The sequence below is a fragment of the Bradyrhizobium sp. 33ap4 genome, from assembly GCF_032654765.1.
Lineage (GTDB): Bacteria > Pseudomonadota > Alphaproteobacteria > Rhizobiales > Xanthobacteraceae > Bradyrhizobium > Bradyrhizobium australafricanum.
The window spans coordinates 100,339-123,134 of record NZ_JAUMTJ010000024.1 but is presented as its reverse complement, the minus strand read 5'-3'; the positions used below and the strand labels follow the sequence as shown (position 1 = coordinate 123,134).

At 65.3% G+C, this 22,796-nt stretch carries 25 protein-coding genes and 1 tRNA gene; 7 read left to right on the top strand and 19 right to left on the bottom strand.

Translation table 11 applies throughout. From position 1 onward, the window contains the following. Positions 1 to 40: 40 nt before the first annotated feature. A complete protein-coding gene (locus Q2M23_RS20235; protein WP_076831273.1) occupies positions 41 to 313 on the top strand; it encodes a hypothetical protein in 273 nt (90 codons plus the stop codon). Between the two features lie 102 nt (positions 314 to 415). After that, positions 416 to 492 (top strand) — tRNA-Arg (locus tag Q2M23_RS20230). Between the two features lie 899 nt (positions 493 to 1,391). Here the strand turns inward: Q2M23_RS20230 and Q2M23_RS20225 are convergent. Continuing rightward, the gene (locus Q2M23_RS20225) at positions 1,392 to 2,402 is read right to left on the bottom strand and encodes a helix-turn-helix domain-containing protein (protein ID WP_316396770.1); all 1,011 of its coding nucleotides are present in this window, start codon (positions 2,400 to 2,402) and stop codon (positions 1,392 to 1,394) included. A 161-nt stretch (positions 2,403 to 2,563) separates the two neighbouring features. Here Q2M23_RS20225 and Q2M23_RS20220 point away from each other — a divergent pair, with 161 nt between their 5' ends. Continuing rightward, the gene (locus tag Q2M23_RS20220) at positions 2,564 to 3,709 is read left to right on the top strand and encodes an alkane 1-monooxygenase (RefSeq protein ID WP_316396768.1); all 1,146 of its coding nucleotides are present in this window, start codon (positions 2,564 to 2,566) and stop codon (positions 3,707 to 3,709) included. Positions 3,710 to 3,735: 26 nt separating this feature from the next. Here Q2M23_RS20220 and Q2M23_RS20215 read toward each other — a convergent pair whose 3' ends face one another. Next, complete coding sequence (locus Q2M23_RS20215; protein ID WP_316396766.1) at positions 3,736 to 4,368, bottom strand: hypothetical protein; 633 nt, start codon at positions 4,366 to 4,368, stop codon at positions 3,736 to 3,738. Here Q2M23_RS20215 and Q2M23_RS20210 point away from each other — a divergent pair. After that, positions 4,342 to 4,602: a hypothetical protein gene (locus tag Q2M23_RS20210; protein WP_316396765.1), complete on the top strand. Its 261-nt coding sequence runs from the start codon at positions 4,342 to 4,344 to the stop codon at positions 4,600 to 4,602. The two genes, Q2M23_RS20215 and Q2M23_RS20210, sit on opposite strands and share 27 nt — an antisense overlap. A 121-nt stretch (positions 4,603 to 4,723) precedes the next feature. Here the strand turns inward: Q2M23_RS20210 and Q2M23_RS20205 are convergent, their stop codons facing one another. The 5 genes from Q2M23_RS20205 to Q2M23_RS20185 all read right to left on the bottom strand — a co-directional run bounded on the left by Q2M23_RS20205 (position 4,724) and on the right by Q2M23_RS20185 (position 7,948). Beyond that, the gene (locus Q2M23_RS20205) at positions 4,724 to 5,095 is read right to left on the bottom strand and encodes a hypothetical protein (RefSeq protein WP_016846479.1); all 372 of its coding nucleotides are present in this window, start codon (positions 5,093 to 5,095) and stop codon (positions 4,724 to 4,726) included. 243 nt (positions 5,096 to 5,338) lie between these two features. After that, complete coding sequence (locus Q2M23_RS20200) at positions 5,339 to 5,632, bottom strand: hypothetical protein (protein WP_016846480.1); 294 nt, start codon at positions 5,630 to 5,632, stop codon at positions 5,339 to 5,341. A gap of 224 nt (positions 5,633 to 5,856) precedes the next feature. After that, positions 5,857 to 6,444: a zinc-ribbon domain containing protein gene (locus Q2M23_RS20195; RefSeq protein WP_229191671.1), complete on the bottom strand. Its 588-nt coding sequence runs from the start codon at positions 6,442 to 6,444 to the stop codon at positions 5,857 to 5,859. 58 nt (positions 6,445 to 6,502) lie between these two features. Next, entirely contained in the window at positions 6,503 to 6,955 is a 453-nt protein-coding gene (locus Q2M23_RS20190) for a MaoC/PaaZ C-terminal domain-containing protein (RefSeq protein WP_076831284.1), read from the bottom strand. A gap of 129 nt (positions 6,956 to 7,084) precedes the next feature. Next, positions 7,085 to 7,948 carry a bifunctional 5,10-methylenetetrahydrofolate dehydrogenase/5,10-methenyltetrahydrofolate cyclohydrolase gene (locus Q2M23_RS20185; protein ID WP_316396762.1) on the bottom strand — a complete coding sequence of 288 codons (864 nt, stop codon included), beginning with the start codon at positions 7,946 to 7,948 and terminating at the stop codon, positions 7,085 to 7,087. A gap of 289 nt (positions 7,949 to 8,237) precedes the next feature. On the opposite strand from Q2M23_RS20185, the gene Q2M23_RS20180 reads away from it, so the two are divergent. Then, positions 8,238 to 8,648 (top strand): hypothetical protein, encoded by a 411-nt coding sequence (locus Q2M23_RS20180; RefSeq protein ID WP_028339251.1) that lies wholly within the window; start codon positions 8,238 to 8,240, stop codon positions 8,646 to 8,648. Positions 8,649 to 8,768: 120 nt separating this feature from the next. On the opposite strand, the gene Q2M23_RS20175 is transcribed toward Q2M23_RS20180, so the two are convergent. Together Q2M23_RS20175 and Q2M23_RS20170 are read right to left on the bottom strand one after the other, a co-directional pair. Next, complete coding sequence (locus tag Q2M23_RS20175) at positions 8,769 to 9,293, bottom strand: hypothetical protein (RefSeq protein WP_316396759.1); 525 nt, start codon at positions 9,291 to 9,293, stop codon at positions 8,769 to 8,771. A gap of 215 nt (positions 9,294 to 9,508) precedes the next feature. Further along, on the bottom strand, positions 9,509 to 10,246 hold the full coding sequence (locus Q2M23_RS20170) for a hypothetical protein (RefSeq protein ID WP_316396757.1): 738 nt from the start codon (positions 10,244 to 10,246) through the stop codon (positions 9,509 to 9,511). Between the two features lie 159 nt (positions 10,247 to 10,405). On the opposite strand from Q2M23_RS20170, the gene Q2M23_RS20165 reads away from it, so the two are divergent. Next, positions 10,406 to 10,789 carry a VOC family protein gene (locus Q2M23_RS20165; protein WP_316396788.1) on the top strand — a complete coding sequence of 128 codons (384 nt, stop codon included), beginning with the start codon at positions 10,406 to 10,408 and terminating at the stop codon, positions 10,787 to 10,789. A gap of 15 nt (positions 10,790 to 10,804) precedes the next feature. Here the strand turns inward: Q2M23_RS20165 and Q2M23_RS20160 are convergent, their stop codons facing one another. Further along, entirely contained in the window at positions 10,805 to 11,155 is a 351-nt protein-coding gene (locus tag Q2M23_RS20160; protein ID WP_141340965.1) for a hypothetical protein, read from the bottom strand. 316 nt (positions 11,156 to 11,471) lie between these two features. Here Q2M23_RS20160 and Q2M23_RS20155 point away from each other — a divergent pair, with 316 nt between their 5' ends. Then, on the top strand, positions 11,472 to 11,822 hold the full coding sequence (locus Q2M23_RS20155; RefSeq protein WP_057015832.1) for a GrlR family regulatory protein: 351 nt from the start codon (positions 11,472 to 11,474) through the stop codon (positions 11,820 to 11,822). A gap of 188 nt (positions 11,823 to 12,010) precedes the next feature. Here the strand turns inward: Q2M23_RS20155 and Q2M23_RS20150 are convergent, their stop codons facing one another. The 9 genes from Q2M23_RS20150 to Q2M23_RS20110 form a co-directional block, all read right to left on the bottom strand. Next, positions 12,011 to 14,692: a PAS domain S-box protein gene (locus Q2M23_RS20150; protein WP_316396756.1), complete on the bottom strand. Its 2,682-nt coding sequence runs from the start codon at positions 14,690 to 14,692 to the stop codon at positions 12,011 to 12,013. 148 nt (positions 14,693 to 14,840) lie between these two features. Then, positions 14,841 to 15,812, bottom strand: a complete 972-nt coding sequence (locus Q2M23_RS20145; RefSeq protein ID WP_316396754.1) for a Bug family tripartite tricarboxylate transporter substrate binding protein — start codon at positions 15,810 to 15,812, stop codon at positions 14,841 to 14,843. Positions 15,813 to 16,047: 235 nt separating this feature from the next. After that, positions 16,048 to 16,953 (bottom strand): DMT family transporter, encoded by a 906-nt coding sequence (locus Q2M23_RS20140; protein ID WP_316396752.1) that lies wholly within the window; start codon positions 16,951 to 16,953, stop codon positions 16,048 to 16,050. Between the two features lie 268 nt (positions 16,954 to 17,221). Further along, on the bottom strand, positions 17,222 to 18,022 hold the full coding sequence (locus Q2M23_RS20135; RefSeq protein WP_253589986.1) for an NUDIX hydrolase: 801 nt from the start codon (positions 18,020 to 18,022) through the stop codon (positions 17,222 to 17,224). A 2-nt stretch (positions 18,023 to 18,024) separates the two neighbouring features. After that, entirely contained in the window at positions 18,025 to 18,981 is a 957-nt protein-coding gene (locus Q2M23_RS20130) for a dihydrodipicolinate synthase family protein (protein ID WP_141340969.1), read from the bottom strand. 93 nt (positions 18,982 to 19,074) lie between these two features. Further along, on the bottom strand, positions 19,075 to 19,956 hold the full coding sequence (locus tag Q2M23_RS20125) for an SDR family oxidoreductase (RefSeq protein ID WP_076831307.1): 882 nt from the start codon (positions 19,954 to 19,956) through the stop codon (positions 19,075 to 19,077). 137 nt (positions 19,957 to 20,093) lie between these two features. Further along, complete coding sequence (locus Q2M23_RS20120; protein WP_316396748.1) at positions 20,094 to 20,954, bottom strand: MaoC family dehydratase; 861 nt, start codon at positions 20,952 to 20,954, stop codon at positions 20,094 to 20,096. A 202-nt stretch (positions 20,955 to 21,156) separates the two neighbouring features. Further along, positions 21,157 to 21,546 (bottom strand): Zn-ribbon domain-containing OB-fold protein, encoded by a 390-nt coding sequence (locus tag Q2M23_RS20115; protein WP_316396746.1) that lies wholly within the window; start codon positions 21,544 to 21,546, stop codon positions 21,157 to 21,159. After that, a complete protein-coding gene (locus Q2M23_RS20110) occupies positions 21,546 to 22,703 on the bottom strand; it encodes a thiolase domain-containing protein (RefSeq protein WP_316396744.1) in 1,158 nt (385 codons plus the stop codon). Before Q2M23_RS20110 ends, Q2M23_RS20115 begins: the two co-directional genes overlap by 1 nt. Positions 22,704 to 22,796 lie beyond the last annotated feature (93 nt).

Here is a 22,796-nt window from a genome sequence, read left to right as displayed (position 1 = left end):
GCCCACAATGCCGATTCCCGTAAATGACCGGAGGCCGCCCATGACCAAGACCAAGCTTTTCGCCGCCCTCGCTCTGGCCGTGATGGCCCTGACCCCGGCGGCTGCGGCCGACCTCACGGCCCATCCGCGCCACCACCGGCATCACCACCACGCCCATTGGGGCCTGCCCTACCACATCAGCTATCTGCACAATTACGGCCCCGGCCCGACTGCCGGCAGCTTCGCCTATTACGACGGCTCCCCGCGCAACAAGTGCTACCAGAGCGCGGCCGCCTATATCGGCCAGGACCACCGCCGGCATCCCTGCTTCTGACGGCTATAAGGGAGACGGCGGGACGTGCCGGCACCGCTGGGTGCCGCGCTCCGTGCCTGCCTGCTGGCCCTCCCCGCCCAAGTCTGATAATCGACCCGCTACGCGCTCGTAGCTCAGCTGGATAGAGCATCGGATTTCGATTCCGAGGGTCGGGAGTTCGAATCTCTCCGAGCGCGCCAGCGATTTTACCGATAGATCAATAATTTAAGCCGCGCTCATTTCGTTCTGAGTGAGCGTTTTCGCGTTGCGTCTCTTCTGAAGCGATGCTGCAAGATGAGAACGACCCCGACGCCGCGCGCCGAGGCCGCCCCTGTGGCTCCCAGCCGGGTTGGGGGTATGAGAGCCGGGAGCCGGAAGACACTACTTCCAAAACCACCGCTCGTTCCTGCCGCCAATAGCACGAATAGGGATTACCTCCCGGCCAGGCTCGCCGAAAAACGATATCAGAATTGGAGTGATGGTATCGGCCGCCCTGCCGACGAGAGGGGACGGTTAGCAAATCGGCAACTAGATCGGCGCAGGCTTCTCAGAGGGACGGGACCGTTGGGGACGCAGCACGGTCACGTTTCGGAGGAGCTGACGTGTAGGCCCTGGCGTCGGCTCCTCTCTTAGAAGCTTGTGTGAGTTCGGCAACAGCCGTCTCTCCGCGGATCTGCTAAGGAAATGACACTGGGAATTTCAGGGCCCTAGCGCTGGGAATGACAGGGCGCCGCCGGGACAAACCATTTCGGGCCCGGCGGCGTAGCTTTTAGGTCGGCGTCACAGTATCGATGCCGAGCGATCCGAGCACCGCGCGAGCTCGATCCGGCAGCCGATTGTTGCAGCGATCCTGCCACGAAACCATTTTCATCAGCGGACGAAACCGGGCGGAAACATTTGACCGGTACCACTTCTCCCAATTAATAATGGGGAAGTGTCATGATGGAAGCGACCATTGTCGCGCTGCTGCTCCTCAGCGCCGCTGTGTTTTTTGCGCACGCCTACGACGCCCTGCATACGCATTGACGGGATCGGCATCGCTTAAGTCTGCGTATCGTCCACCAGGGTCTGTGGGCTTGCGCGAGCCATTGACCGCGCCCTAATCCCGCCCGCCCTTCTCTCCGAACCACCGCCGGCACGCCCGGCTGAAGCTCGTCGCGTCGGTATAGCCGAGCGCGGCCGCCATTTGGTCGCGCGATTGGGTGCCTGCCGCGAGCATGATCCTCGCGCGCTCGCGTAGCACGCCGTCGAGCAGCGGGCGGAAGGCGCAGCCGGTCTCGGCGAGCCGCCGCACCAGCGTTCGCCGCGAAGTGCCGACGAGGCGCGCGGCCTCCTCCTCACCGAGGCGCTGCGGCAGGCGCGCCGCGATCAGGCGCTCGACGATCCCCGCCAGCGCCGCGGTGTCGGGCTGCGGATTTTCGATCGCCTCGAGCGCTTCAATGGCCTTGGCGTGCAATTGCGGATCGGCAAACGGCGACGGCCGTGCGCCGAGCGCTTTCGGCACCTCGAAGATGAAGGCGGCGGCGTTGAACTTCACCGCGCAGGAATAATGCTCGAGCAGCCGCTCCGCGCCCGCAGGCGGCGACCAGGGAAATTGCAGTGTCGCCTCACCGATCGCATCCTCGAGCAGCTGCTCGTACACGGCGTGCACGTTGAGGCTGACCGCCAGCGCCACGGCGTGCCACAGCGCTTCGTCCATCGCGACGGCGGGAGAGATTTCGATCTGGATCGCGCGCGCTGTCTTGCGCAGCCGGTTGCGGACGAAGGGCGCGCGGGTCGACCCGAAGCGCGCGCCGGTCGCCAACGCATCCGCGATGGTCGGCGCCGTCCTGGTCGCGACATCGAGCGCGCCTTGCAGCGATGTCGACCACACCGCCGCGGCCGACAACGGCCACAGCTCGCCATGCCGGCGGGTGATGTTGGCCGCCAGCACCACCAGCGAGGATACCGGCATGTGAGCGCCGGGCTGGTCGAGCGCCTCGAGCCGAATTCCGGTGCCCTTCAGCAGCTCGTCGCGATCGCCTCGCGTCTGGCCAAATGCCCGCACCAGGGCCCGCGCATAGACCGCGGAGACCGGCGTGCGAAGGGCATCGGATTCCGATCCGTGCATGGCGTCGGCGACCTCCCCCTCGCGAACGTCCGGCCGAACAAGCTTGGCGCAAAATGCCACAAAATTGGCCTGTTGTGAACTGGCGGCGCAGGCCCGCCTGGCGGCATGCTTGGCCCAACAATGGCGAACGCCGCCTCGCAAGAGATGCTGGAGGGAATGCGATGATCTTCACGGGCACCAATGCTGCTGGCGAAACGATCACCTACCGGGACGGCAAACGCTATCTCTGGATGCTCTCGTTCATTCCGCCGCTGATCCCGCTGTTGTCCTACTGGCTGTTCCTGCGGACACACAATCCGCTGGTGACGCTGATCCCCTTCGTCTTCATCTTCATCCTGATCCCGTTGCTCGACGTCGTGTTCGGCGAAGACACCCACAATCCGCCGGCGGAAGTGGTCGCCGCGATGGAGGCCGATCCCTATTACCTGCGGCTCGCGCGCATCACCGTGGTATTTCCCTGGATCAACTACGTCGCGCTGATCGCCTTCTTCGGCACCCAGGATCTGCCGTGGTGGTCCTATGTCGCCTTGCTGCTCGGCGTCGGCACCATCAATGGCGGCGCGCTCCTGATCGGGCACGAGCTCGGCCACAAGCCTGACAGGCTCAACATCCTGTTCGGCATGCTCGCCAACTGCGCGGTCGGCTACGCGCATTTCCGCGTCGAGCACAATCGCGGCCACCACACCTGGGTCGCAACGCCCGAAGACCCCGCCAGCGCGCGCTTCGGTGAATCGATCTATGCGTTCGCAACGCGCGAGCTGCCGGGTGCGTTCAAGCGCGGCTGGCGCAACGAGGCCGAACGGCTGACCCGCCGCGGCGAGCCGGTCTGGTCGATCAACAACGAGATCCTGCAGGGCTTTGCGCTGACGCTCGTCGTCGCGGCCGTCCTGATCGCGCTGTTCGGCTGGAAGGTCGCGCCGTTCATCGTCGCGCACCATTTCCTCGGCTGGTACGCGCTGACCCAGGCCAACTATGTCGAGCACTACGGGCTGCTACGCGAGAAGCTGCCGAACGGCCGCTACCAGGCGGTCGAGCCGCGCCACTCATGGAATACCAACCACATCGTCTCGAACCTGATGACGTTCCACCTGCAACGTCACTCCGACCACCACGCCAACCCGATGCGCCCCTACCAGTCGCTGCGCGATTTCGACGACATCCCGCGGCTGCCGAACGGCTACACCGGCATGTTCGGGCTGGCGGCGATCCCGCCGCTCTGGTTCCGCGTGATGGACCCGAAGACCCTGGCCTGGGCCGGCGGCGACAAGAGCAAGCTGAACCTCCGCGATCGGCCCGCGAGCTCGTGATCGCGGCGATTGCCCGGCTACCGGTCCTACATCTGGGCCGATCGCCGCTTCATGGCGCCGATGCCGAGGAATGAGCCATTCACCGACGGATACTGGCTGGTGAATTCGAACGTATCGAAGCTTGGTGCTTCCAACTGCTTCAGCGCCTTCCAGAGCAGCGTGGTATCCGGACAGGCTTGGGAATGGATGTCATGATGCACGATGATGCGGGCGTGGGAACGCACCAGCAGATGATCCTGTAGCGCACCGCGCAGGCTGTGATCGCCGTCGATAAAGACGAAGTCGGGCTTCAGCCGGTCGACATGCGCACCGACCAGCGGCGAGGTCGAAAAATCCTGCATGTAGATCGGCTCGATAGCGGCCTGCTGCTGCAGCAGATCGAAATAAGTCGAGATAAAGGGCGTCGGCGCGATCGGATCGAGTGCAATCACGGTCTTGAGGTCGGCGCCGCTGTTCCTGAGCCACTCCGTAACCAGGATGAACATGCCGCCCCAGCGGCAGCCGATCTCCATGTATGAGGAGATGCCGGACGCATTGCGCGCAAGCCAGGCGAGATATGGCGCAAGCTGGTTCGGATATTGCCAGAGGTGGAGGCCCTTGCCGAAGTTCGGCGCCAGCTCCGGCGGCTGCTCATGAAGCAGTTCGTCATTGAGCCCCATTGCAGGGATAAATTCGCGTTCGAGGAAGTCCACGTCTGTACGCTGAGCCGGATTCAACCCGGCGATCGCATTGATCGCGTCACCGACGGTGACAGCGAGATCGGCGAAACGCTGGTATCGGTCGGCTTGGTATCGGTCGGTTTGGGCTGGCTGGGCGTTGAGCATCGGCGCAATCAGATCGGTGGGCTGAAGAGGACACAGAGAGGCCGCAGGTCGTCGCGACCCGATGATTGAACGGATGGGACATCCGTCTCGGGCGCGAAATCTTGCGTTCGCTCGCGAATAGTCCGCCTTCCCCCACCGGAAGAGCGAGCCGCTTCGGCATGGCGCGCCCGGCGTGCAGCCGGCATTCCCTTCAGCCGCTCGGAATCTTCCGCCGCACCGCCTCCACGCCGGCATCGGTCACGTTGTATCTGCGCCCCATCTCCGGGACGATCCAGCCCTTCTCGATCATTCCGGCAATGGTGCTCGGGCCGACGCCCGCGGGAAACGGACGGCGGTTGCGGATCGCGTCGATCGCGACCCGCTCGAGATGGGTGGCGACATGCGAGGGGCGCGCGCGAAACGCCTTTGCCATGATCAGGACCGACAGGACCTCGGCGCGCCGGCGCACGGCCGAAGCGCTGCGGGTCAGTTCGTTACTGATCTCGAGAGCGTTCTTGCCGGCCCTGGCGAGTTCTCTGAGCTTCTCGTCCTCGTCAGGGCTCCAGCGCCGCACGATCCCCATCTGCCCCTCACCGCCTGGATACCCATCTCAAACCGATGCATACGCAGGCGGCGCTGATTTGCCATGTGACTTTCGGCACCTCTTGATGCGACGTCGGGGCTGTCGCCATCAGGACGGCCGATCGCGGTGTCGCACGATGCAGCACAAAGAGCATGATCCGATTGAATCGGATCATGCTCTCAATCCCCTTGCTTGATGGCGTTTTGGTTGCGCGAACCGGTATTCACTTCGCGCTGGAACGCTTCAGTGCTTGCTGGGTTCAAGCGCGATGAGCACGCCGGTCGGCTCGGGCTCGTGCGGCCGAAGCGAGGTCAGCTCCGGATCGCTCCACTCGGCGAGACTGACGACTTCGCCGGTCTGCCCCGGCATGTCGGAGGTCTGGGCCGGTTCAAGCACCTTGAGCCCGCTGGTGTCGACGAAGAACGTGTGCTCACCGAACACGCTGTTCAGTTGCGCCACGGCCGGGTGATCGTCCGGAAGCACCTGGGCATTCAGTTGCGTCATGGTCTGCTTGACTTGCGTGGAATTGAGTTTCATCCGCTGCTCCTTCTCGTTGGTTCCGGCCGCGATGGCTTCCTTGACAGGTTTCCTTGACAAGTTTTCCTTGGCTGGTTCCTCCCCGCCCGCACCCCACATCGGGGGCTTCAAGGTCTCGAACCGATCAGGCACCGAAACGTTCCGCACGCGCGACGCATTGACCGCCTGCGCAGCGGTTCCCCGCGTATCAGATGTTAAGTGCGACCCTGAAGTCACGCCCATCGCTACGAGACGGGAGGCTTCTTCCTTGCGAGTCCCTCCAGATGCACGCGGCGTGCGGCGGATTTGCGCGCGCGCTCCCTGGTGCGGCAGGCCCGGCAGCGCACCGCCGCGGTAAATACATCGCCCTTGGCGGTCTCGTACCACCATTTCTGCTGCAACGGCGTCCAGACCTCGGCAACGCCGCAGTCTTTGCAGATGAAGGGCTCCGGTCGATAGGTTCCGCGCAGCACGAAGTCGGGGGTCGAATAGCTGTTCGAGGGCGCAAGCCGCGTCGTATCGACGGCAACCTCGTCGCGCGCCAGCGCAATCTTGTAGTCGCGAAGCCGTTGCCGTTCAGCGGCGCGTCGGGTCTGCATGCGGAGCCATTCCTCGGCCTTGCGCCGCCTGGCTTCGATCTCTCCGTTCGTCTGCTTGCTGCGTTTCACGGCGGCACATCCGTCTGGGTCGAATGCGTTCGGCGCATCGACGAAGCAAATACCGGGCAGCACGACCTCGTCGATGATGACGTCATTGATGCGCTGCCGTTCTGCCGCCGGCTTGTCATAATTGCCGCAACATTGCGCGACGACAAGGTCGCGTGTGGGGAACACGTAGAGGCGCTGACGGCCGTCCGAGGCGGATGACTTCGGGATGCCCCTCAGGCCGCGCCTATGCCGGCCCCTGCTCCGCCGGCCGCATGCGGATCAGCGCGTCGAGCACGAGGACAAGAACCGGGCGCTGCTCGTCGTTGACCAGCTCCGTCTTGAAGATCACGACAGCGTCGCGCCGCTCCGGCCTGATGGTGATCTTCTGGATCTGGGATTGGCCGGTGAGCGTGGCGCCGGGCCGAACCGGGCTCGGCAGGCGGATCTCGAAGCTCCGCCCGACGATCCCCGCCACCTTGGTCCAGATCGCCTCCACGACGAGCCGCTGATAGATCGCAATGGTGTTGAAACCGCTTGCGATCAGTCCGCCGAACGGGCCTGCCGCGGCCGCGACGGGATCGGCATGGATTGGCACCGGATCATATTTGCCGGCGAACTCCAGGATCTCGGCCTCGCCGATCGTGTAGCTGCCAAGCTTGAACGTCTGGCCCTCGGTGAGATCTTCCGCATACAGCATCGCGCGCCTCCATCTGTCGCGCGACAATAGACGAATGGTGCGGGCTTTCCATTACCCCGGACGTCATGAACTTCGCGCGCGATACGCGAGCGACACCCGCCGCTCGCATATCGCCACGGGCATCCCGCGCTATTGCAGCCGGGCCGCCCTCGCCTTTGCGGCCTTCAGCGTGTTCTCCATCAGGCAGGCGATCGTCATCGGGCCGACGCCGCGCGGCACCGGCGTGATCGCGCCGGCGACCTGCACCGCCTCGTCGAACGAGACGTCACCGCACACCGCATAGCCGCCGTCCGGCCTCTCGACGCGCGTGGTGCCGACGTCGATGACGATGGCCTGGGGCTTGATCCAGTCGCCGCGCACGAGGCCGGCCTTGCCCACCGCACTCACCAGGATGTCGGCCTCGCGGCAGATCGTGCTGATGCCGCGGGTGTGGATATGGGTCTGCGTCACGGTCGCGTGCTCCTGCAGCAGCAACGCGGCCATCGGCTTGCCGACGATGTTGGAGCTGCCGATCACCACGGCATGGGCGCCGGTGAGGTCTGATCGGACCGACTTGATCAGCCGGAGACAGCCGAGCGGCGTGCACGGCACCAGCGCGTCATCGCCGTGAAACAGCCGGCCGGCGTTCAGGGCGTGCAGGCCGTCGACATCCTTGGCGGGATCGACCGCCGCCATCACGCGCAAGGCGTCGATATGCGCCGGCAACGGCAGCTGCACCAGGATGCCGTCGATATCGTCGCGCGCATTGAGCGCCTCTACTCCGGCAAGCAGATCGGACTCGCTGGCATCATCCGGCAGGCGTGCGACCTCGCCGCGCAGGCCGAGCCGCTCGGCCATCCTGACCTTGCTCTGCACATAGATCTGGCTCGCCGGGTCGCAGCCGACCAGCACGACCGCAAGCCCCGGCGCGCGGGGCAGCCGGTCGAGTTCGCCAGCAATCTTGTCGATGACAATTTGGGCATGTGCATGCCCATCGAGAATGTTCGCCGTCATGGCACCTCCGTTTCGAAGCGGTGCCCAGGCGCGCGGCGTTCAGTCTCTGCGCTCCCCGATGGTCAGATGGCGTGGTCATAGCCGCCCCGCCGGGCAAAGGCAATTCACGCTCTCCCGCGGGTCGAACGGCGACGAATCGCCCTCACTTTTGCCGGTGGATCGGTGCCGGGCGGGTCACCTCTGGGGGTAGGATTCGGGCAAGACTTGCGTTAAGTCTCGGCGCTTGCCGGGCTTTTCCGATCCCCGGCGCCATCCTTCCGGTCATCACGCCATTTCGGACATTTTCGACATGAGACATATCATCCTCGCGCTGGCGCTCTTCTGCCCGGCTGCCGCGCTTGCCCAAGGCACCACGCCGGCCCCCGCCGACGCAGACAAGCCGGCGGCGGCGACCTCGCAGCCGATGGTCGGCGACAAGCCGCTGGTCCAGGTCGGCAAGAAGTCGGCCGCCAAGAAGGGCGAGAAGCCTGCCGCGCCCGGCAAGCCTCAATCGGTCGCTCAGAAGCTTCAGGCCTGTCAGGACATCGACGACGCCACCAAGGAGCGACTGATCTGCTACGACGAGATTTTCAAGCCGCAGCCGAAGCCGAAGGCTGCCCCGGCCAAGGGCGTCAACGATTGCCGCTTCGTGAAGGAAGAGGACGAGCGGCTGACCTGCTACAACGGCTTCGCGGACAAGATTCCGCGCCTGCCGCGCTAAAGGTAGCGAGCGCCGCTCGGACGCCGTCCCGGATCCGGCCACCCGCCTGATCGCGGACATAAAAAAGCCGCCGCAAGTGTTTGCGGCGGCGGATTGATTGCCGGCTGCGGCAGCCCTTTCTTACCAGGTGCCGAAGCCGCCGAAGAAGCCCATGCGCTGCTGCTGCGCGACGCGGTAGGGCTGATACATGCCGGGCTGTGCCAGCCGCATCGGCTGCTGGGGATGGGCATGGTAGCGCGCGACCTTGTGCTTCTTCGGCGCCTGAGGCTGGGCCTGCGCCGGTTGTTCAGCCGATTTTGCCTCAGCCGCGACCTTCTGCGCATCAGCCTTCTCCGGCGGAATGAACTGGGCGAACGTATTGCGGACGCGGGCTTGCGCCGACGCATCGCCCGTAGCCGACGGGATAGCCGCGGCGACCGCGTTGACCTGCGCCGGAACAATGGTCGGCAAATTGGTGTCGTACACCACCCGCTCGGGCAATTTCTGGGTCGACTTGATGCGCACCATGGTCTTGTCGACGCCCGGCGACGACAGTCCCTGGTTCTGGCCGGCGACCACGGCCTCCTGCGGCACGATGGCATTGACGACGAAGAGCAGCGCGAGCAGCACTCCACCAACGAACAGGAAATAACGCGCCACAGGCATTTTGGTAGCTCCCCCCGCGCAGCAGGGCGCGGTTCATCTCGGCGCGACGACATCAGTCATCGCGCGGGCGATTTCATCGTCTGCGCATGATCACCCGGACGCTGTCCGCGCTCCCGGGTCGTTCGCTAACGGCTGGTTTATTAGTTAGTTCCTGTCCGGCCGTTACGGTTCACCCGACAAGTCAATTCGCGGTCACTTTTTCGAGATGCCGGGAATTAGAGGCGGCTCGCCGTCACGACCGAACATTTCGCCTTGTTTGCGTTCACGTTGACGAACCCGACCAACATTTGCGAGTAAGTCTTGCGGCTCTTCATGGCGATGGTGTCGGAGATCAGCCGCTTGCGCTCGGTCAGCGGCCGACCGTCCCGGCGGATGAAGGCGCAGGCGATCTCGATATCCTTGACGGCGAAATCATTGGCATTGCGCAGCGTCAGGGTGACCAGCGCCTTCGAACCTAGCCCGCCGCGCCGCCACGATTGCGAGGCGATCCGCAGCTTATCCAGCGGCGACCTTTCAGCGCCGGGCCCGGACGGCTTGGCCTCCTCTGCCCCCTGTGGAGCGATGGCCACACCGACGGTGGTCGGCTCGTCCGCCGGTGCGGCAAGCGCATCCCTCGCGGTCTGATTTGTGATTTGGGCTGGTTGCTCGCCGGTCGGGGCATTCTGCGCGGTGCGGATCATGGACGACACCGGCCAGACGTCCTGGTCCCCGGCGTCGCTCGGCTCGGGGAGCATGAACCATGCGGCGATTCCGGCGAGCGCAATCAGCGGCAGCAGCAGGCCGGCGTAGAAGCCCCCTTCACCGAGACGTCCGGCGGCCAACCTCCGAAACGACGCCAAGCCGATCCGCATCGTCGTGCCCTCACCCTGGCAGCCTGATCGGGCCGCCCCCACACAGAGAGGAAGCCGCACCGCGCGGCTTCCGGGACGGCCGCAGGTCGAGCGGCCACGCAAAAACAATCGCTGACGGCCGCAATGGTTTCATTCCCGGACGACAATCTTGGGCAGGCATAACGAGGGATGGTATCCCAGCGAACCGCTCGCTAGATTTGCGCCGCCCGAGAGCGAGTGCCGCGCACCGAACAGCGGCACGACAACAACAAGGAGATCGCAATGCCTGTCGTCACCTGGGACCACGTCCACCTGCGCAGTCCCGATCCCGAGGCCACCGCGACCTGGCTGCGCGACATTCTCGGCGGCGAGATCATCCGCGGCCCCGGCCGCATCGACGTCCAGCTCGGCGGCGCCAAGGTGTTCATTGCGGAGGTGACCCAGGGCGACGGCGTCAACGCCGCGCCGGTGACGCCCTATCAGGGGCTCGACCATTTCGGGCTCACGGTGAAGGACATCGACGCGGTCGCGGCCGAGATCAAGGCCAAGGGCGTCGAATTCTCCAAGGAGCCAACCACGATCCGTCCGGGCGTGCGGATCTGCTTCATCCGCGGCCCGCAGGGCATCTCGATCGAACTGCTCGAGCGCGACCAGAAATACGTCTGAGCCACGCGTGCGGCGCTAAGTCATGCTGCCAGGCATGAAGCAGCGGATCGTCACGCCCATGTAGCTGGGAATCGGCCAGACCATGGCGCGACCGACCCGGTTGGGCTCGGTGACCACGGCCTCGTCGGGGACATCGATCCACGCCCCGTCGAGGCGCACACGATAGTGCCCGTCCTTGGATTCCCAGTCGACATCGCTGACCGCTGTGCCGTCGGCATCCGAACAGCACGGCCCTTTGCCGCTGCGCAGGCCGTCGAACCACTCCTTCAGCGGCGAATTGGCGTAGCGGCCGTCGGGATCGCGCGCCTGCGCGATTCGCATGGCCGCGACCAACACCAGCGTTATCAGCACGAGGGATGCGATCATGTGGCCCGCATAACGGGCCGAAGTTCCATTGAGCCTGCGAGGGCGTGCCCAATGGCCGCCGGATTCAATCCAGTCAGACATGTGTTTGCTCCAGCACTCACCGGCCAGTGCAACCAGAGCTATGCATTTCGCGGGCCACTTTGATTCGCGCGTACGGTCCGCTGTCATTGCGCCGTCACACTGCCTGGCAGGAACCGAGGGTCACCCGAACGCGGGACACCCGGGAATCAACCTGCCGCATTGCACGAGGTTGCTCGCTTTGGCATAAAAAACCAACTGGCTTGCCGTGGGCGTGGCGGCCAGCAATCGGGACGTCATGAAGAACGGACTTTACTCAATTCACGTCACCCTGCTGGACGGTCGCGTCGGCAAGGGCAGCGGCGTCATTCTCTTCCGCGACGGCCAGATACTGGGCGGCGACGCCTATCTTTACTACACCGGCAGCTACACGGTGAAGGGCGATGCCTTCAAGGGCGAAATCCTTGTGCAACGCCACACGACGCCGCGCGACACCGACAACCCGCTGTTCGGCGGGCCCGCGCCCGTCGGCATCGGCGTCTCCGGCACCTTCACCGACACCCGCGGCACCATGAGCGGGACCGCGCTGGTCGGCAAGGCGAGCCTGATCTTCGGCGCCACGCTGCACAAGCTCGCGGATATCAATTAGCGGTTTGAAACCATTAGACCCGTCATCCCCGCGCAAAGGCTTCGCCTTTGTCGCTGGAGGCGCGAGCACAGCGAGCCTCGAAGGATCGACGGCCACGAGCCGGGCCGTGCATCCTTCGAGACGCGGCTTCGCCGCTCCTCAGGATGACGGATCGAGAGCAAACGCGTGGTTGGCCACTACGCTTCGCGCTATTCCGCGGCCTGCTCCAGCGGCGCGACGCGCGGGAGGATCATCTGGATGCGTGTGCCGTTGCCCGGTGCGGAATCCAGCGAGAGCCGGCCGCCGAGCCGCGTGGTGACGATGCTGTAGACGATGTGCAGGCCGAGCCCGGTGCCGCCCTGATCGCGCCGCGTCGTGAAGAACGGATCGAAGGCACGGCGGCGCACGTCGAGGCTCATGCCGCAGCCATTGTCTGCGAAGATCACCTCGACATTGTCGCCGCCGGCGGCGTGGACCTGGATCTCGACCTCGCCGGCCTTGCCGTCGGGGAACGCATGCGCGACCGCGTTGAGGAACAGATTGGTCAGCACCTGGCCATACGGTCCCGGATAGGAATTCATGATCAGGTTCGGCTCACAATCGACATTGAGCGTCAGATTGTGCTTGCGCAGGCCGGGCCTCAGACTCATCACCACCTGCTCGGTGAGATCGCCGAGGTCGAAGGTGCGCTGGTCCGAATAGTTGCGGTCGGCGGCGACCTGCTTGAACGACTGGATCAGCTCCGCGGCGCGGTTGAGATTGGCGACGAGTTGCGAGGAGGCATCGCGCGCCGTGTTCAGGAAATCGTTGAGGCTGGAGCGGCGCAGGTCGCCGCGCTCGACCTGGGTGGCGAAATTCGCGGTCTTGCGCTCCAGCGCGGACGCCACCGTCAGGCTGATGCCGACGGGATTGTTGACCTCATGGGCGACGCCGGCCACCAGGCGGCCGAGCGCGGCGAGCTTTTCGGCCTCGATCAGCGAATTCTGGGTTTCCCGCAGATTGCGCAACGCGGCCTCCGCGGAATCCCTCGCCTTGCGCATCTCCTGCTCGGAGCGCTTGCGCTCGCCGATGTCGAGCGCGACCGTGACGATGTTCTCGATCTCGCCTTGCGCGTCGAGGATCGGCAGCTTGTTGACCAGCCATTGCCGCATGTTGCCGGCGACGTCCTTGTACTCCTCTTCATAGAAGCCGAGCTCGCGGCGCGCCGACAGAACGCGCTTGTCGTTCTCATCGGTCTTCGCCGCGCCATAGCGCGACATCAGCTCGCCGGTGGTCTGGCCGATCGCGTCCTGCGGCTCGATGCCGAAGATTCCCGCCATGTAGCGGTTCATCAGCACGTAGCGCAGGTCGCGGTCCTTGACGTTGATGACGGCGGGCACGGTATCGATGACCATCTGCAACAGCCGACGGCCTTCGGCGATCGCGTCTTCGGCGCGCTTCTGGTCGGTGATGTCGCGCACCGTGCCCTCGTAGCGGATCACTTCGCCCTCGTCGTTGCGGACGACGGTCGCCGAATCGGACAGCCACAGCACGGTGCCGTCGCTCGCGCGCACCTGGTACTCGTAGTCGCGCACCGTGCCGTCGCGCTGCATTAGCTGCTGGTACTGCTCGCGCGCCGCCGGATCCACGTAGACGGTGGTGGCGATGTCGTCGATGCCCTTGATCAGGTCCTGCGGCGCGGCATAGCCCATCATCCGCGCCAGCGCCGGATTGGCGTTGAGCAGCGCGCCGCCCGGCGTCGTGACGTAGATGCCCTCGACCGACGCCTCGAACAGCTTGTGGTAGCTCTCCTCGGCGAGCCGCTGCTCGGCGAGCGCGCGCAGCGCCGCCTCGCGCGCGCTGTCGGCGTCGACCAGGGTCTGGCGGAACACTTCGGCGGCGCGTGCGATGTCGCCGATCTCGTTGTCGAGGTCGGCGCCGGGAATGAACGCGCTCTTCTCGCCGCCGGCGACCTTGCGGATCGAGCCCGCGATCCTGGCGAGCGGGCGGACGGTGCGGCGAACCACCAACACCGACGCGAACAGGCCGATCAGCACACCCGCCGTGCCGAGCACGATGCTCTGCCATTTTGCTTCGGCCAGCGTCCGGGCAAAATCGCGCGACAGCACGTGGCCGCGGCGAGAGCTGAGCTCGCGGAGCAGCTCGGTGACCTTCTGGATCAACCGGCCTTCGGCGCCGAGCACCTCCTTGTCGATGTCGGCGATCTGGCCCTCGCGCACCGAGACCGCGATGATCGCCTCGGCATAATTATCGACGGCGCCGCGCAGCGCGGGATCGGAGATGGTCATCGCCCGCATGCTCTGCGCGGCCTGCTCGGCAGCGGACGTGTTGTGCGCCAGCAATGCGGTGGCAATCCGGCCCTGGGATTGCGACAGCGCATTGGCCAGCGCCGCATCGTTGCTCGCGGCGACCGCCTTGTCGAAGGCGTCGCGCAGCGGCGGCAGCCCGGCGACCAGCTCGGCGCGGCGGCTGAGTAGCGCCGAGATGCGCTCGATGCCGTTGCGATAGGTCGCCAGCCGTTGGGTGACGCCGTCGATCATGTCCTGCTGCTCGGGCGCCAGCTTGATGCGGGTCTTTTTCAGGATCTCGCTCAGCGACTGGGCCGCCTCCGCGACCTGGACCGACTGGCTGCCCGGCTCGGTGACGAAATCGCGCGCCGCGAGCCGCAGCTCGTTCATGCGGCGGTCGATATCCTCGGCGATGTCGCCGACACTCTGCAGCCGCTGCAGCTCGGCGAAGGTGGTATCGATGTGGCGGATCGCGATCACGCTGGCGGTGGATGTGATGATGATCACAGCCAGGACCAGCAGGAAGCTGCCGAACGTGAGCTGGCCAATGGAGAGGGAGAACGCACGCGGCGCTTGCGAATTCGGCGGCAATTCAGCGGTCATGTCATCAAGGCCGGGGTCCAATGCGCCCTAATATACGGGAAATTACGGGCTTTGGGGAAACATGCTGCACGGCCCAACCCGCGGGCGGTGTGACCGGCGTCACCCCGGGCGGGTGCCGGTGGCCGATTCCGGCACAGGGCGGCGGGGCTCAGTCCGGCGGGATGCCGGCCTCCTTGACCACCCTGGCCCAGAGCGCAACGTCCGCCTTGATGATATCGGCGAACTGCCTCAGCGGCGCGCTACGGGCGTCGCAACCGGCGACATCCAGCTTCTTGCGCACCTCGGTGGAAGCCAGCGCGGTTTCGAGCGCGGCGCTGATGCGTTCGACCACCGGCTGCGGCGTGCCGGCCGGCACCACGAAGCCGAACCACGGCGTCACCTGCGCCTCGGCAAAGCCCTGCTCGGCCATGGTCGGCACGTCGGGGAAATACTTCGAGCGGCCGTCGCTGATCGCCCCGATGATCCGGATGCTGCCGGACTGCACCTGGGCCAGCGCCTGGTTGGCCGACAGGAAGCTCGAGGTGATCAGGCCGCTCGCGATATCGGGCACCATCTGCGGATAGCCGCGATAGCCGATCGCGGTGACGTCGATGCCGGCGAGCCGCTTGAACAGCTCGAAGCCGAGATGGCCGGTCGAGCCCTTGCCGGGATGGCTGTAGTTCAGCGTCCCCGGCTTGGCCTTGGCCAGCGCGACATAGTCGGCGACGGTCTTCACCGGCAGCGAGGTCGGCACGATGAAGAAGTTCGGGGCGAGACAGATCTGCCCGACCGGCACGAAATCCTTCACGGGATCCCAGCGCAGCTGCGTGTTCAGCGCCGGGCTTGCGGTAAAGAAGGTCGTCACCAACAGCCATGTGTAACCGTCGGGAGCGGCGCGGGCGACCTCCTCGGCCGCGATCGAGCCATTGGCGCCGGATTTAGCCTCGACGACGATCGTCCCCTTCCATTGCTCCTGCATGTCCTGCGCCATGATGCGCGCGAACACGTCGGCGACGCTGCCCGGCGCGTAGGGAATGACGATGCGGATCGGCCGGCTCGGGAAGTCCTGTGCGCGCACCGTGCCGGCCATCGCCAGCAACGCCATGCATGCACCGGCAATGAGGCTGACCCGCCGCAACATCGTCCGTTTCCCGCCCTGTGGTCTCGTTGCGGGCAGCATGCAGGGATTGCCTGACGTCAGCAAGGCGCCGGTTTCAGCGGGCGAAACTTCAGGCTGTAGCGATCTTACGCGCAGGAATCGTCATCGCGGCGATGACGTCAGGCCGTGGCGATCCTTCGCGCGGGAATCGTCATCGCGGCGATGACGTCAGGCTGTGGCGATCCTTCGTGCAGGAATCGTCATCGCGGCGATGACGTCAGGCTGTGGCGATCCTTCGTGCAGGAATCGTCATCGCGGCGACGCCGATCACAACGCAGGCGAGGCCGATCCACGCCGTCGGGCTCAGCCGTTCGCCCAGCACCGTGACGCTGAGCGCCACCCCGATCGGCACCCGCAAGTAAGCTTGCGCGGTGGTGCCGACCGAGCCGAGGGTCTGGATCAGGCGGAAGTAGATCACGAACGCGATCGCGGTCGAGAACACGGCAAGCGCCAGCAATGCGGTGAGCGATGTCGTCGACGGCGAAAGCGTCCAGGGCCGCTCGACGACAAGGCTGAGCGGAACGAGGATCGCGGCGCCCGCGAGCAGCGAACCCGCCGCCGGCGCCATCGGATCGAGCTCCTTGAAGCCGCGGCTGAAGATCGCGGCACAGGCGTAGCAGATGGTGGCGGCGACGATCGCGACCTCGGCCACGATCCCCTGCCCGAGATCGCGGAACGCATCGACGCCGACGATCAGGCAGATGCCGGCCATGCCTGATATCACCCCGAATAGCTTGCGCGGGCTCGCCCCCTCATGGCGGGTGATCGCGGCGGTGAACAGGAAGGTGAAGATCGGCGAGGCCGAATTGAGGATGGTGGCGAGCCCGGCATCGACGAAGCGCTCGCCCCAGGCGATCAGCGTCCACGGGATCACGCTGTTGAGGCAGGCCTGAAAGATGAAGCGGCGCCAGGTCGCGCGATCGGCCGGCATCGATACGCCGCGCATCCGCATGATGACGAGCAGCAGCCCCGCGATCGTGGTGCGCGCCGCGATCAGCGTGATCGGCGGGATGGTCGCGACACCAAACTTGATGAAGGTATAGGAGCCGCCCCACAGGGTGGCGAGCGCGAGCAGCAAGGCGAGCTCGAAGGCCATGCTCGGCTGTCGTGGGGCGGTGGTCATTGGCGGGATTCCGTCTCGATGGTTGAGACGGAAGCTACATCGCTGCGAGGTGATGATATTTCGATATAAGTCGAAATGTGGAGAAGCGACTCTCCTTCCCCGTCGTCCCGGCGAAGGCCGGGACCCATTCAGGGTTGTGTTGTTGGAAAAAGCTGCAGCCTCGGCGTCGCGCAGCAATGCAGTTCGGTGGTTATGGGTCCCGGCCTTCGCCGGGACGACATAGCGCTGCCTGTGAGTCACGCACTCGACGTCTCTCAGGACGACGGACCTACCCCAGCGCCCCGACGTCGAACACCTCGCCGTCGTAGCCCGCTTCCTTGGGGATGCGGAGCTGGCGGCCGGTGGCGGTCTTGGTCATCACGGGCATCACGGCGACGATCGGCTTGCCCTTGCTGTCGGCGAGCGCGGCGCCGACGTTCGGCTGCTTGCCGAGCCTGATCAAATTGCGCGTGGTCGGGAACGGCAGCTTGAAGCGGCCGGTCTCGCCGCCCTCCAGCGCCTCGCGCGTCGACACCCAGATCGAGTCGGTCGATTCCTTGCCGTCATGGGCGCCGAGCTGCTCGGGCGGTGCGGCGGCCAGGAAGAACCAGGTGTCGAAGCGCTTCGGCATGCCCTCCGGCGTGATCCAGTGCGCATACGGCACGAGCTCATCGAGCGCGAGCACCATGCCGTTGTCGGTCAGCACCTTGAGGAAGCTGATCTTGCCTTCGTTCAACGGCGCGCGATGCGCGGTCGCAATCTCGTTCGCACGCATTGCATCGACCAGGTCCTTCGACCCCTGCGGCCGCGCCAGCAGGATGCCGCTCTCCTCGAAGGTCTCGCGGATCGCTGCGATCCGGAAGCCGAGCGCGTCGCCGTCGAGCCCTTCGCCGCCGGAATAGAGCGCGGGATCGGCGGCGATCTCCTTGTCGTTCTTGTCGACGCTGCCGCCCGGAAACACCAGCGCACCCGAGTTGAACTCGATCTGGTGATGGCGGACCATCATGAAGACTTCGATTTCGCCCGATGAGCTGCCGTCACGCAGCAGCAGCACGGTCGACGCAAGGCGCGGGGCAACGATCTCGGTCATGATTAACCTGCTGCACTGGATTGCGGTTGCAGATTGGCGCGGCGGTCGACGCGCGCCACGCGGGACAAGAGATAGTCGACCTCCGCCCTCGCCTGCGGCGTGATGACGGCACCGGGCTTGCGCTGGGCACTGGAGGAAATGATGCCGCGCTTCTGCAGCACGTATTTGCGCACGGTCAGGCCGACGCCGGGCTGCTGCTCATAGCGGATCAGCGGCAGATGCGCGTCGAACAGATCATGCGCGGCATCACGCTTGCCGGCCTTGGACAGGTTGACGACATCGATCAGCAGCTCGGGGAAGGCATAGCCGGTCATCGCACCGTCGGCGCCGCGCTCCATCTCGAAATCGAGGAAAAGGCCGCCATTGCCGACCAGGATCGACAGCGGCCGCAGCGAGCCGTCCTTCTGGAAGTTGCGCAGGGTCGAGATCTTCTCCAGGCCCGGCCAGTCCTCGTGCTTGAGCATCACGCAGGACGGCGAATCCATCACGATCTTGCGGATCACGGCCGGCGTGAACACGACGGTCAGCGTCAGCGGATAGTCCTGCAGCACCCAGGGAATATCGTCGCCGATCGCTTCCTGCGCCTGCTTGAAATAGCCGATGATCTGGTCGTCGGTACGCAGATGCGGCGGCGGCGCGATCATGACGCCGGCGGCGCCCGCATCCATCGACTTCTTCGCCAGCGAGCGCATCGTGGCAAAGCCCGGCGCCGAGACACCGACGATGACCTGGAGCTTCTTGGCGCGCTTGACGAAGCGCAGCGCGACCTGCTCGGCCTCCGCGGCGTCGAGCTTCGGCGCCTCGCCCAGGATGCCGAGCACGGTGACGCCGTCGCAGCCGACCTCGGTGTAGAAATCGGTCAGCCGGTCGATCGATGCCTCGTCGATGCGGCCGTCGTCGTGGAACGGGGTCGGCGCGATCGCAAAGGTTCCTGCGGCCTGGGCGGTGAGTTTGGTCATGGGTGCCTCGTTTGTTTCGCCCTCTATACAGCGTCATTTCCCGATGCGCCATTGCGCATCGGGAAGCCGTCCCGCGGTCGCGGGTGCCAATCCTTACTTGAACCGCCGCGCCGACTTCTTGATCTCCTCCTCGGAGAAGAAGATCTCCTTGGCGTGGGTGACGATGTCCTCCGCCTTCCATCCCGTGAACGGCGGCGTCCAGCCCTCCATTTCCATCATCCGCATCTCGCGGACGCCGCGCGGGCCGGAGACGCCAAGCACCTTGCCCGTCTGGTCGCCGGACAGGTCGCTGACCATATAGAGCACGGCCGGCGCGATGCCGTCCGGGCCGAGCGCCGCACCCGGGTTCTCTTTGTAACGCGGCAGGTCCGCGGTCATGCGGGTCAGCGCGCCCGGCGCCAGGGTCCAGATCCGGATGTTGTACTTGCGGCCCTCAATCGCCAGCACGTTGGACAGGCCCCAGATGCCGCCCTTGGCGGCGCCGTAGTTGGTCTGGCCGAAATTGCCGATCAGGCCCGAGGTCGAGGACGTGTTGACGATGACGCCGCCGCCATTGTCACGCATCCATTTGAACACCGGCTGGGTGCAGCAGAAGGTGCCCTTCAGATGCACCTTCATCACCTTGTCCCAGTTCGCTTCCTTGGCCTTGTGGAAGGTCTCGTCGAGCAAGATGCCGGCATTGTTGACCAGGATGTCGGCGCGGCCGAAATGCTTGATGGCGTCGTCGAACACCGACTGGCCGCCGGCCAAGGTCGAGATGTCGGCACCGTTGGCGACGGCGCGGCCGCCCTCGGCCTTGATCGCGTCGACCACCTTGTCGGCCATCGACTTGTCGGAGCCCGAGCCGTCGCGCGGGCCGCCGAGATCGTTGACCACCACGGCCGCGCCCTCGCGCGCAAACAGCTTCGCATAGGCTTCACCAAGCCCGCCGCCGGCGCCCGTGATCAGCGCCACCTTGCCGTCGAGTAATCCCATGGTTGTTTTCTCCGTTTTGTTCTTGATTGCCGTCATTCCGGGGCGCGCGCAGCGCGAACCCGGAATCTCGAGATTCCCCGGTGCGCAATTGCGCACCTGCGGTCTGGTCCTTCGGACCATCCCGGAATGACGGAAAGCTACGCCAGCACCGTCTTGCCGCTCTTGATCACGGTGACGCCGCGCGACTTCACCTTGGCCTCGAACGACACCACATTGCCGTCCTTCCACAGCTCCATGGTCACGGTCTCACCGGGGAACACCGGCGAGGAGAACCGCGCCACGTGCTGCTTGAAGGCGGACGGATCGTAGTCGGCATAGGTCTGCAGCACGCCGCGGCAGGTGATGCCGTAGGTGCACATGCCGTGCAGGATCGGCCGCGGGAAGCCGGCCTTCCTGGCGAACTCCGGATCGGAATGCAGCGGGTTGCGGTCACCGCACAACCGATAGACCAGCGCCTGGTCCGGCCGCGTCGTGATGTCGACGACCTTGTCCGGCGCGCGCTCCGGCACCTTGTGCGGCTCGGGCTGGCCGTCGGACGGGCCGCCGAAGCCGCCATCGCCGCGGGCGAAGCGCGAGGCGACCAGCGTGGCGAGCTTGTCGCCCTTCTCGTCCTTCAGCACGGTCTGGTGGCGGATCACCGCGCCCTTGTCCTTGCCCTTGTCGAACACGTCGAGCACCGTCGAGTCGGCCGTGATGTGCGCGGCGGTCGCGAACGGCTTGTGGAAGGTGATGTCGCGCTCGCCGTCGACCACCATGACGCGGTTGAGATTCATCTCGCCGGGACCGGCGCCCCAGGCCGCGACCGAGGCGAACGTCGGCACCACCTTGAGCGGGCGCGGCGTCAGCACGCCCTCATTGACGAAGGCGAGCTCGTTCTCGTCCATCGGATCGGCCCCCAAGCCGATGCCATAGGCATAGAGCATCACGTCGCGGTCGCTGTAGCTGTATTTCTGGCCGAGATTCTTCAGGGCCATCAGCTGTTCGTACACGATCGGCATTGTTGTTTTCTCCCCGAACTGTTCCCTTGCGCTGCCAATTGATGCGCCCTCTCCCCTTGGGAGAGGGCAACACCGGCAGTCGTCTCAAACTCGCTTCGGTGAGGGGTTCGCGCCACAAAGAGATTCTCTACGCGGAGAGAGACCCCTCACCCGCCTTCGCTTTCAGCGAAGGCACCCTCTCCCACAAGGGGAGAGGGTAAAATCAGGCCGGCGTGAAGAACGGCAGCGGGGCGCCGTCGGTCGGCTTCCACACCACCTTCACCTTCTGGCCGATCTTCACCTGCTCCAGATCGCAATCGACGATGTTGGTCTGCAGCGACGGACCTTCCTTCAGCGTCACATAGGCGATCGCATAGGGACCGGTCGGCGACTTCCGCATCAGGCTGTAGGTGTAGACCGTGGCCTCGCCGCTCGACGCTTCCCACACCGTCTTGTCCGAGAAGCAGAACGGGCAGATCGCGCGCGGGAAGTAATGCGCCTCGCCGCAGGTGTTGCAGCGCTTGATCATGAACTTGCCCGCCTTCGCCGCCTCCCAGAACGGCGCGGTCTCCGGGTTGGTCACCGGGGCATTGTACTTCTTCGCTTCAGACATCACGCACGCTCCAGAATGCAGGTTGAGGCGGCGTGGCGAACGCCGAGCAGACCGCCGGTGCCGTGGGCGATCGCGAGGTCGCAGTTCTTCACCTGCACCTTCGGATGCGCCTCGCCGCGCAACTGGCGCACAGCCTCGAGGATTTTCGTCATACCGCCGCGATTGACGGGATGGTTGCTGCACAAGCCGCCGCCATCGGTGTTGAACGGCAGCTTGCCGACGCCCGAGATCAGATTGCCGTCGGCGACGAACTTGCCGCCCTCGCCCTTCTTGCAGAAGCCGAGATCCTCGAGCTGCATCAGCACCGTGATGGTGAAGCTGTCATAGATCGAGGCGTATTTGATGTCCTTCGGCGTCACGCCCGCCTCCTCGAAGGCACGCGGACCGGACCACACGCCGGCGGAGTAGGTCAGATCGAGATCCTTGCCGCCGCGCGGGCCCTTCATCGCCTCGCCATGGCCGATCAGACGCACCAGCGGCTTCTTCAGGCTCTTGGCGATCTCGCGCGTCGTGACGATCATCGCGCCGCCGCCGTCGGTGACGACGCAGCAATCCATGCGATGCAGCGGATCGGAGATCATCGGCGAGTTCAGCACGTCCTCGACGGTGACGACCTCCTTCAGCATCGCATTCGGATTGTATTGCGCGTGATGCGAGGCGGCGACCTTGATCCAGGCGAGCTGTTCGGAGGTGGTGCCGTAGTCGTGCATATGGCGCATGGCACACATGCCATAGGCATTGTGCGTGGTAGCCCCGTAGGCGGATTCGAAATCGGCCTCGGCGCCCGACGCGCGCGGCGGCATCGGGCCGGTGCGCGGTTTTCCCGCCAGCGTGACCAGCGCGACCGAGCATTTGCCCGCGGCGATCGCCTCGGTGGCGTGGCCGAGATGGATCAGATAGGAACAGCCACCGGTCTCGGTGGAGTCGACATGACGCAGCTTCTTGGTGTTGAGGCCGAGATAATCGACCATCGGCCACAGCCCGCCCGGCGCGTCGCCGGCGCAGAAATAGCCGTCGATGTCGTCCTTGGTGAGCCCGGCATCCTCGATCGCGCCCTTGGCGACCTCGGCGTGCAGCTGTGCTGTTGATTTATCGGGTGCGTGCCGGGTGGGATGTTCGTAGATCCCGGCAATGTAGGCCTTGCCCTTGATGGTCAAATCGCTCTCCGCTGGCGTTTCTTCGCTCGAGCGTTTTTCTGAACCGACGACGCGACCTTGGCAAGCGCGGAAATATTCCGTCAGGCGAGACTG